This is a genomic window from Parasedimentitalea nitratireducens (assembly GCF_057444295.1).
In genome coordinates, this window is record NZ_JBYAXC010000023.1 from 17,923 (window position 1) to 27,805 (window position 9,883).

Sequence of the window (9,883 nt, forward strand, 5' to 3'; positions counted from 1 at the left end):
TCGTGTTACTGGAAATTCTCAGGGTTTCCAAGCGGTAAATAGAGTTGGCGGCGCAGCACCCGCACCAAAAGCATTGATATCCAAACCCTAGCGTACACCATGTCCGTGTCCGATGGGCACAATACAACCTCCGACATCGTTGAGAACTCGACATCACCCCATCCCGTCACTATAACACCCAAACGTCCAAAGCCGGTCCAACCATGACACCAAACTCAACCAAGCCCCCAAATGAATCCCCGTTAGAGACCCTAGCCCAGAATGAAGATTTCAAGATTTGCTATCTGTCAGGTAAGTCCAACAGGCTTGTTATTTGTCTAAGTGGCATCGGAAGCAAACGAAGCGAAATGCCCCCCTTCGAATTCATTGGTTCCGCATCAAATCAAGGCTTGAACCACCTATTGTTGGTTTCGGATTCTCGCCGGACTTGGATGAACGATGAAGCCTTTTCAAATGCGATCGTCACAGAGATCGAGAAGATTGTTCAACGCCACTCCATTTCAGACGTTGTAACCCTAGGCAATAGCATGGGCGGTTTCATGGCCCTCATCCTACCCCAGCTAACAAAAGTCGATTGCGCAATTGCTTTCTCGCCGCAGTACTCAATGCACCCGCGACACGTCCCCGAAGAAAATCGATGGCTGCACTGGCGTTCCAAATTCCCTGGCTATGCCCACGACACCATCGGCTCGCTTGATCCGGAACGATGTCAGTATTTTATCTTCCATGGAGATGCTCCCGAGGAAGAAATACATTGGCGTCGTTTTCCCACAGATTCGCGCCTGCATCACCTTATTTTCAAAGACACGAACCACCAATTGGTGACAGCCCTGAAGAAGCGAAAAGTGCTACCTCGTACAGTTAAACTTGCGATCAACAGAAAGCCCCGAAAATTGAGACTCTTTTTGCAACAGCATTTCGAAGTCAGCTACCGAGGACACAGGCAGATCCCACAAACAGAATTGTCCGATCAGACCTAGTCAAAAGAACACCCTGAAAAGTAAAAACTAGCCGGGTTATTTTTTGGATAGCTCCGCATTTACTCAGCCGCAAGCCGCCTGACCTCTGACTTCAGCTTGGTTGTTGAAATATCTTCAGTACGCGGCAAATATAAAACCTGACACAGGTCAGAAAGATCGTCGAACTCCCCCAACCAATCATCACCCATAACAAAAAGATCCGCAGCGTATTTAGCGACATCTTCGCGCTTTTGCTCCCAGTGATTTTCGGGAATGACCCTGGTGACATACTTGCTAGCCTCAAGCATCTCCACTCGCTGCTCATAAGGCAACACAGCCCGCTTCCCCTTCAGGGCATTAAATCCTTCGGTGGAACAGCCAACAATAACCTCGTCCGCAAGTAGCGAGAGACGCTTGAACAAGCGTTGATGGCCAACATGGAGCAAATCGAAGGTCCCATAGGTCAACACTCTCTTATATCGCCCCTCACCCACTTCCTCCAAAAACTGCGCGAAACGCCGCCTCGCTCTCCGCCAGGGAAAAACAAAATAGGGGTTAGGTTCCCGCCAACTAGCGCCATAGTTAACAGCCAGCATTTTCTCAGGCTTAGCAGGGATTGGCATGCTCGTGACCGAACATGTCTTTAGCGGCAAGACATCATATTCGTTAAGCTCGCCAAACGTATGCGGGTATACGTACACCTTGCCGCGCACGATCCAAGACGGGAACAAATCTACTGTAAACCCTTCGGGAGAATTCAGAATTATAGCCCCTGCATATCCGCTCGGCTGATCCTCTACCAACGCCAATCCTGATTGAAACAGTTTTAGTCGCAAGTCTCGCCAACAGCGAATGGCTTCATCCATACTATCAGCCTGCAGCATGAAACCCAGATCAATGTCATCATCATGATCAAGAAGCTTTCCCTCTCGGACCAACCCCAAAAGAGCACCCGAATTTAGGAAGACCTTTCCGCCCAAGGCCTCAAGTTGGGGAACTAGCTGGGCGACATGCGCCCAAATCCCCACGTGCGCCCGCTCTGAAAATAGCTGATTTCCGTGACTGGCCAGCACGGCGTCAGATACATCCTCAGGAACATAGGACTTCAAAAACGTTTCGAATTCTCGAAATGCCTCCGCTTCTCCTCGCTGAGCACGCAAATCGAAAAGCTTAGCCATGCACTTTCGCACTTCAAATGGACGCTTTCGGCGCTGCAACATCAGCATCACCTTTGCCTCCAGAGCCAACACAGAACCGTCCGCTTCAAACCGCTCCAGCGCATTCACGCACCGCCGGTAGCGAAAATCATCGCTAGGATTGCAAAATTGAGAACGCACATCCTCATAAAGCCTATTAATGCGCTCCCCTTCCAGCACTTCCACCATACCCACACCTCAAAACCATTTTTTTAACACTACGTTAACCAATCAAAAAACCTTCGGGCAACACATGAGTGAGACAACGGAGCAAACTCTCCAAAAAGTGGTGCAGTTTCGCCAACGCCACGACAACCACAAACGGGCAGCTTGAGACACTACCCCGATAGACATCAGACCTGTATGGGCAGCGCCCGGCCGATCAAGGCACCCATAAAACACAAAAAAGAGGCGGCACCACTGGCACCGCCTCTCTCCAATCTCGGCAAGTAAGACTTACCTTATTCTGCAGCAGCGTTATCCACCTCAACGGTGACGCTCGGACCCATGGTCGAGGACAGCGCGATTTTCTGCATGTAGGCACCCTTGGCACCTGATGGGCGAGCTTTGGCAACAGCCGACACAAATGCGCGGATGTTTTCTACCAGCTTAGCTTCGTCAAACGATGCTTTGCCGATGCCAGCGTGCACGACGCCACCTTTTTCAGCTTTGAACTGAACTTCGCCACCTTTGGCTGCCTCTACGGCTGCTTTCACATCCATAGTTACAGTGCCAACTTTTGGGTTTGGCATCAGGTTACGTGGGCCCAGAACTTTACCAAGACGACCAACGATAGGCATCATGTCAGGTGTAGCAATACAACGATCGAAATCGATGGTGCCGCCCTGAATGGTTTCCATCAGGTCTTCAGCGCCGATGATGTCCGCGCCTGCTGCCTTGGCTTCGTCAGCCTTGGGGCCGCGAGCAAAAACAGCAACGCGCATGGATTTACCGGTGCCGTTTGGCAGGCCGATAACACCACGAACCATCTGGTCAGCGTGACGTGTGTCAACACCGAGGTTCATTGCGATCTCGATGGTTTCATCGAATTTAGCATTGGCGTTGCCCTTGATCAGAGCAACAGCTTCTTCCACTGAGACATTTACTTTGCCAGCGAAAGCTTCGCGCGCAGCGCGGGTGCGTTTTCCAAGCTTAGCCATCTTACTTCACCTCGATGCCCATAGAACGGGCGGAACCCAGGATAATCTGCATGGCGCCATCGATGTCGTTGGCGTTCAGATCTTTCATCTTAGCTTCGGCGATTTCTTTCACCTGAGCTACAGTCACAGTGCCAACGGTTTCGCGCGACGGTGTTTTTGCACCGGACTTAACCTTGGCGGCCTTCTTCAGGAAGTAAGACGCAGGTGGCGTCTTGATGTCCATAGTGAAGGACTTGTCCTGGTAGTAGGTGATCACGGTTGGGCACGGCGCACCGGGCTCAAGATCTGCAGTCTTGGCGTTGAACGCCTTACAGAATTCCATGATGTTAATTCCGCGCTGACCCAGCGCCGGACCAACTGGTGGCGAGGGGTTCGCTTTACCTGCAGGAACCTGCAGCTTCATTGTACCAGCAAGCTTCTTGGCCATTTGGTGTTCCTTTCAACGTAGATGGAACGCGTTCCATCCAATTCAGGTTGCGTGGTCAAATCTCTGGATCGCGATCCGTCAATCTCCCACGAGAGAATCTCGCCCGAAGGCGATAAAGGCGGCATGTACAATGGAACAGAGGGGCTGGCAAGGGATGCTAGTCAGAAACCACTTCGGAATCTAGGGCACGTGTCTGGCTCCGGACCAACAGTCGCAATGATACCGTTGATGTGTACAGCTTCACGCTTGGCTTTCAAAAGCGCACATGTCAAATTTGCAACTCCATTCAAGCCTTATAAAATTAAGAAGTCAGGAACTTTGAAGTGCTGGAAATTAAAATTGTGGTACCGGAAAGTTCTACAGAGTCCTTCCAAAAGCTCAGATCATCTCTCGGCAGTTTTGGCAACGTGAATGACCAGTTTATTAAATCCGACAAGACCGCGTCCATTCTAGACGATTTCGACTTAGCCGAAGGCCTATACGAAGATTATCTACTGCAGGACCTGATGACCTTTACTTACGCAGCTAAAGACCTAAGAGCGGGTTATGTAGGCGACGATGTTTACTGGAATCGCAAAAGGGCCGAGAGTTTTCGTCGTATGGGGCTGATTGAGGCCGCAAGCGTGTTTCAAGACTATGTGGATCTGGTAGCCCACGTTTCTGAAAATGAGACCGATTTCCCTGAACTCGACACAGACCAGCTAGTTGGACTTCAGCCGGAACTGGATAAACTGCACGATCGCATGGTCGACGCGGCAAAAGAGACCCCACGCGACACCTTGGGGCTAGCTGCAATCAAGGCTTACGGTATAGAACTCCTCCCCCTCCAAGACGCTATCTGCTATTGGATCGACCTTGCGACCCACTCAGACACCTTTCAGGAACTGCGTGCGGCCGCGAAGTCGGACAAAATGTTCGAGACGCAATTTTCCAAGGAGCAGGCAAGAGCACTTCAGAAGAAAGGAGTCGTGTGGGGCTTCTATTTGTTTGAGTTCCAAAGCGGCGGCAAACAAAGCTCTACCCGTCAACTGTGGCAAACAAATATGGGGATATTGGCCACCCCTTATTCGCCTAGACAACACAATATGGCAGATGTGGAGGTCTGGCCTTCAGGGCGGCACTTTGCATCTAGTCCCGGCAATCAAGCAGGGAATGGGTCAAAGATAGTAACGACAGCTACCGAGCATCCCCATATCGCGGAGTTTACTGCGGCAAGCGAGCGTATAAACAGCGTCAGCACAACAGGACCGTTTGCGCTGCTGCAAAATCTACCAGTTCTAAAATCCCTAGCACCAATCATCACCCTTGCTTTTAACCCAAGCGCAAACTTCAGATTTTTTAGGGGCCTTGCTCAGCAGGGGGTGAAAAGTAGCCTGATCATACGACATCTCAGCCGGACAATTCTTTGGGCCAGCCTACTAGTGTTTATTAGCGCATCCGGCGTCGCCCAAGCCATTTTAGACAAAGTAATCGTCGGCGAAGGATCCTGGAGCGACATCGCATTTGTTTTTGGCATTTTGTTTGGCGTCGCACTCCTATGCCAGGCAGCGCCGACGGTCTTTGGATTGATCATCGGCTCGCTTGATAGGCGCAACGGTCGCATCAGTTGGAACTCAAACCTGCCCAATACAGGATATGAAAACTTCATCACCCGGACCGCCAACAACAGATAACAGCAGCGCCAAGGAAGAGACGCACAAAGTCAGCATTTCTAATCGCTGCGAGCACAGGTGACTTCACCCCAATTGGTAGTCGCCAATAAAAAAACGCCGCGCTGCTTTTGGCAACACGGCGCAATAAATCTCGCTTAGGAAACAATCAGATCTGTTTGGTAACCTGAGTGAATTCCAGCTCGACCGGGGTTTCCCGACCAAAGATCGACACCGTAACCTTGAGGCGCTGGTTCTCGTCATCAACTTCCTCGACCATGCCGTCGAAGTCCTCGAATGGACCTTCGTTGACCTTGACCTTCTCACCCACTTCAAAGTGGATAAGTGTGCGCGGCGCTTCTTCGCCTTCCTGCACGCGGTTCAGGATCTGATTCACCTCGGCATCACGCATCGGCATCGGACGGCCCTGTGGCCCCAGAAAGCCGGTGACCCGGTTGATCGAGCTGATCAGGTGATATCCGTGATCGCTCATTTCCATGTGAACAAGAACATAGCCAGGCATAAAACGACGCTCGGTGGTCACTTTCTTACCGCGACGCACTTCGATCACTTCCTCGGTGGGGACCAGAACCTCATCGATGTCCTCGTCAAGACCGGATTCGGCAGCCGACGTGCGAATCTGCTCTGCGATTTTCTTTTCGAAATTCGAGAGAACGCTGACTGAATACCACCGTTTCGCCATGAACCTGACCGTCCTTGTCCTGTCGGGCTAGCACCATTGCCTTGCCGTCAATTGAATATCTTTTGCAGCCACATGCTGCGCCCTAACAAAAAGCGGCGCGCAACACGAATCGCCGCACGCCCTTGTCAGAGACATGGCCCACCTACCCGCCTATCGAAACGAGATCAAGAGGTGCGCCACCTTTTCGTTGGGATACGTCCGCCCCAACAGGTTAGGCTTAGCTGAAAGCGCCCAGTACACTGGTTAGGCCGTAACGAATGACTACGTCGACCAAGGCGAAGAAAACAGCTGTCAGCGATGCCATGATGAAAACCATGACAGTGGTCAACAGCACTTCGCGACGTGTCGGCCAAACAATCTTGGAAACCTCAGCACGAACCTGCTGGATAAACTGAACTGGGTTAATGGTGGCCATTTAGCTGTTTCTCTCTACTAGCAATCTGCGTCGATCTAACTTGAGGCACTGATGATTTCAAGCCCTGTTCGCAGTAACGGACAAGATCAACTACTGACTAATAGCACATTTGACCGAAAGAGTGCACACCTTTGGCACCCTACGATGTAGCGCCCCACCGCGACCCACAGGGATCTATGGCCCTAAGATCCTTGAAAATGCAGGACTCCATGCTGCTCACTCTAGGTCGTTGCACCAGAAAAGGTCCGGGGTGTACGCTCGTATTACGGAGCCAAAGCCCAACCCCACCATTTAGGCATATCGCAACTGGCTTTATGCCTGTAGTTTTGCGAGATCGCTGATCTCATGCCATCTTCTGGCGCCCAACAGACGTTTAATATGTCCTGTCCAGCCGAAGCTATGTTTCAAAAATGTCCACACACACAAATACCGCGCGAACAGAACGAACAAAACATGGTACAGAAAACTTTGTGGGAAACCATTTTTTCAGGCTAACCGCCAAGGCCATTTAAACCTTTGGACTTAATGGCAGGGGCACCAGGGTTCGAACCCGGGACCTACGGTTTTGGAGACCGTCGCTCTACCAACTGAGCTATACCCCTACGGTGCGGATGTCCTAAGCCAGAGAGGGGCGAGAGACAAGAGGAAAAACAGATTTTCTAGACATGACCAAACACCATCCATCAGGTCACACTTTGCCTAGCACCCTGCTTGCTTTATGAGAGGACAAAAAGAGGACCAATCGGTTGAGCCTGAGAAAGAAAATCGCGGATAGTCGGTGGTTTAACAGTGCCGTAGAAGGCCTGATTACCGCCTATGTGAAATTCTGCTACCGCACCTCTCGATGGACCCGCAGCGGCTTTGACCCCATGGAAGATTGCGTTCGATCGGGCGAGCCGGTCATCATGGTACTCTGGCACCAGCGACTGGTTATGTCGCCCTACCTGTTTGATAGCACTTTGGGCCGAATCTGTACATTAACATCCGGGGCACGCGCAGGCCGTCTGGCCGGTAAAGTGCAAGAACGGATGGGGTTTGATACGATTCCAATGTCCAGCCACAAACGACACGTCGCCTTATCACGCGAGGTCTTGCGGCGGATAAAGGCTGGCAGCTCTGTCGGCATCGCCGCCGACGGGCCACGCGGGCCAGCCCGTATCTCATCTGCTGTACCAATCATCTGGGCGCGCAGTTCGGGCTGCCGTGTGTTCACCATCAGCTTTGCACAACGGCGAAAACTGGAACTACCAACCTGGGACAAACAGATGTTCCCCGTCCCATTTTCACGAGGCGTCTTGATGTGCCAGGAGTGGGAAGAAGATGTCCCGCGCAAACCAACATCTGAAGAGGCCGAAGAGTTGCGCCTGAGCCTTGAAACAGCCTTGAACCAAATAACCAACGCCAGTGACGCAGCGGTAGGGCGCAACTAAGCTGCGCCCCTCCAAAATCAAATTAACGCCAGCGCCATCATCACCAGTCCGACAAAACCAACAGTATAGGAGGCGGAACGGACATATGGCACCGCAAACAAATACAATGGCAGATAGACCAAGCGGGCCATAACGAACACCTGGGCGCCCAGAACCGCGCGTGCCATGTCCGCATTGGGCAAGACCACAGCCAACCCAGCCAAGACTAAAAACGGTGCCAAGTTTTCCTGCAAGTTGCGATGGGCACGCTGTGCGCGACCCGCAATCGCTCCAGGCTCTGGATCATTATCCCGCGACCCCGCATAGGCCCCCACCCCGATCCGCGGCATCAGGAACAGCGAAGGCAGAAACAGCCCCCCATAATACAGGATGAGCACCAATAGAATCCAAGTCAACATGAGAAGTCCTTTGCCATTGTTATGATGTGCAAGTTAGGAATGGCGGGGAATGACAACAATTCCCTTGGAGGGAATAGCAATGACTTCGTTTGGCCACGTCCTAAAAGACATTCGCGCCGCCCGCGGCCTGTCCCAAGCAGCTCTGGCATTGACGCTGGACTCGACCCAGCGCCACCTGTCCTTTCTGGAAACCGGGCGCTCGCTGCCAACTCCCTCCTTCCTTGCAAGGATCTGCCGCACTATGGATCTAAACATTGCGCAACGCGTGAACCTGTACGAGGCATCTGGACTGGCAAATCCCTATACCCGCCGTGACCTGGAGTCCGACGAGATCCACGCCGCTCTCGACATGCTCGAAAAACGTGTGTTGAAAAACTGGCCCTTCCCGGCACTGGTGCTGGACCCCGATTGGAATGTCCTGCGCAGCAATGCATCTTTTGACCAGATATTTGGCGGCTTCATGCCACAAGGCAATGAGGCTCCGAACCTGCTCGAAGTGATGATGAGCGAGATGTTTCAAGAGTTGGTACAAAACTGGGATGAGGCTGCAGGCGTCATGTTCTACCGCCTGCAGCGTGCTGCGGCGCACAGCCCACGCATCGCGCAGGTACTGCAGACTGCTCAGTCCCAGGGCCGTTTTGCAGGGATGGAACAGCATCTAAGCGAGCTGGGTGAAATTCCGATTTTCCTGCCCATTCGCATTGCGCTACCTGATGGGCCAGTCATGGAACTCAGTTCCTTATTGGGTAAACTCGCCTCCTGTCAGGATGCGTTGATCGACGGGCTGGAAATTGAGCTGATGGTACCCTTGGATGAACAATCAGAGCAGACGATGTTTAAGATGGTGAGCTAAACTGACATCGCAAGGACGGATGATTGCAGCCCGAAACTTCAAATTAGAAACCCAGCATTCATCGCTAAAACAGCCTTTTGAGCCTCACCATTAACGACGCCAGCACACTATGAGATCCATCATCGACTTGAACAAAGGTTATGTTTAACGGCTGCGGAGGCGACAGAGGATTTCCTCGCCCTTTTAAAACCTCTCCGGCTTCCCCACGAAGCTTCTCCCAAAAGGGATCGTGTCTTAGTGCATTTTCCGTCCAGTACTCAGGTTGGCCAGAGTGCTTTCCCAGCAGGTCGTCAAATGCCTTGATGTCGGGGTTATCTTCAAGAAACTCTTCGCCCATATGCAAGATGGCGGTTTCGAAATCCAATGCCAGACTATCCGCTACCCCGGTAAAACTTTGGTATAAATCAAATTGTATGTCTGCCGGCTGCGCAAACGCCCGCAATACCCAGGTCAGGTTCGGGTAAGGCTCTCTATCTCGATTTTCCCTATTCACGTCCCAAATGCCTCATTGAAAATTATTCCATAGGCTAACCGAATACCCCGCCAAAGAAAAAAGGGCCGCCCTCAGGCAGCCCTTCTTTATCATTTCACCTGAGTGGCTCTCGGGACATCCGCGCCGTGGCGCGGATACCCTGTTGCCACCATCACAGCACAGCTGTGATTACTCAGTGATTGCCGAAACAACACCAGCGC

General features: G+C 52.0%; 11 protein-coding genes and 1 tRNA gene. 4 read left to right on the plus strand and 8 right to left on the minus strand.

Going from position 1 to position 9,883, the window contains the following annotated elements:
- Positions 1-431: 431 nt before the first annotated feature.
- Positions 432-980, plus strand: coding sequence for a hypothetical protein (locus AC2T28_RS24255; RefSeq protein WP_486751182.1), 549 nt, complete (start codon positions 432-434; stop codon positions 978-980).
- 59 nt (positions 981-1,039) lie between these two features.
- On the opposite strand, the gene AC2T28_RS24260 is transcribed toward AC2T28_RS24255, so the two are convergent.
- The 3 genes from AC2T28_RS24260 to rplK all read right to left on the minus strand — a co-directional run bounded on the left by AC2T28_RS24260 (position 1,040) and on the right by rplK (position 3,742).
- A complete protein-coding gene (locus AC2T28_RS24260; protein ID WP_486751183.1) occupies positions 1,040-2,341 on the minus strand; it encodes an adenylyltransferase/cytidyltransferase family protein in 1,302 nt (433 codons plus the stop codon).
- Positions 2,342-2,616: 275 nt separating this feature from the next.
- Positions 2,617-3,315: a 50S ribosomal protein L1 gene (gene rplA / locus AC2T28_RS24265; RefSeq protein ID WP_486751184.1), complete on the minus strand. Its 699-nt coding sequence runs from the start codon at positions 3,313-3,315 to the stop codon at positions 2,617-2,619.
- Between the two features lies 1 nt (position 3,316).
- Positions 3,317-3,742 carry a 50S ribosomal protein L11 gene (gene rplK, locus AC2T28_RS24270; RefSeq protein ID WP_486751185.1) on the minus strand — a complete coding sequence of 142 codons (426 nt, stop codon included), beginning with the start codon at positions 3,740-3,742 and terminating at the stop codon, positions 3,317-3,319.
- A 323-nt stretch (positions 3,743-4,065) separates the two neighbouring features.
- Here rplK and AC2T28_RS24275 point away from each other — a divergent pair, with 323 nt between their 5' ends.
- Entirely contained in the window at positions 4,066-5,415 is a 1,350-nt protein-coding gene (locus AC2T28_RS24275; RefSeq protein WP_486751186.1) for a hypothetical protein, read from the plus strand.
- A 145-nt stretch (positions 5,416-5,560) separates the two neighbouring features.
- Here the strand turns inward: AC2T28_RS24275 and nusG are convergent, their stop codons facing one another.
- The 3 genes from nusG to AC2T28_RS24290 form a co-directional block, all read right to left on the minus strand.
- Complete coding sequence (gene nusG / locus AC2T28_RS24280; protein ID WP_486751187.1) at positions 5,561-6,094, minus strand: transcription termination/antitermination protein NusG; 534 nt, start codon at positions 6,092-6,094, stop codon at positions 5,561-5,563.
- A gap of 217 nt (positions 6,095-6,311) precedes the next feature.
- Positions 6,312-6,509: a preprotein translocase subunit SecE gene (gene secE / locus AC2T28_RS24285; protein WP_486751188.1), complete on the minus strand. Its 198-nt coding sequence runs from the start codon at positions 6,507-6,509 to the stop codon at positions 6,312-6,314.
- A gap of 526 nt (positions 6,510-7,035) precedes the next feature.
- Positions 7,036-7,111 (minus strand) — tRNA-Trp (locus tag AC2T28_RS24290).
- 144 nt (positions 7,112-7,255) lie between these two features.
- Between AC2T28_RS24290 and AC2T28_RS24295 the strand changes: the two genes are divergently transcribed.
- Positions 7,256-7,939: a lysophospholipid acyltransferase family protein gene (locus tag AC2T28_RS24295; RefSeq protein WP_486751189.1), complete on the plus strand. Its 684-nt coding sequence runs from the start codon at positions 7,256-7,258 to the stop codon at positions 7,937-7,939.
- A gap of 17 nt (positions 7,940-7,956) precedes the next feature.
- Here the strand turns inward: AC2T28_RS24295 and AC2T28_RS24300 are convergent, their stop codons facing one another.
- Positions 7,957-8,337 (minus strand): MAPEG family protein, encoded by a 381-nt coding sequence (locus AC2T28_RS24300; RefSeq protein ID WP_486751190.1) that lies wholly within the window; start codon positions 8,335-8,337, stop codon positions 7,957-7,959.
- Positions 8,338-8,386: 49 nt separating this feature from the next.
- Between AC2T28_RS24300 and AC2T28_RS24305 the strand changes: the two genes are divergently transcribed.
- Entirely contained in the window at positions 8,387-9,190 is an 804-nt protein-coding gene (locus tag AC2T28_RS24305; RefSeq protein WP_486751191.1) for a helix-turn-helix domain-containing protein, read from the plus strand.
- A gap of 64 nt (positions 9,191-9,254) precedes the next feature.
- Here AC2T28_RS24305 and AC2T28_RS24310 read toward each other — a convergent pair whose 3' ends face one another.
- Positions 9,255-9,683 (minus strand): hypothetical protein, encoded by a 429-nt coding sequence (locus tag AC2T28_RS24310; protein WP_486751192.1) that lies wholly within the window; start codon positions 9,681-9,683, stop codon positions 9,255-9,257.
- Between the last annotated feature and the right edge of the window lie 200 nt (positions 9,684-9,883).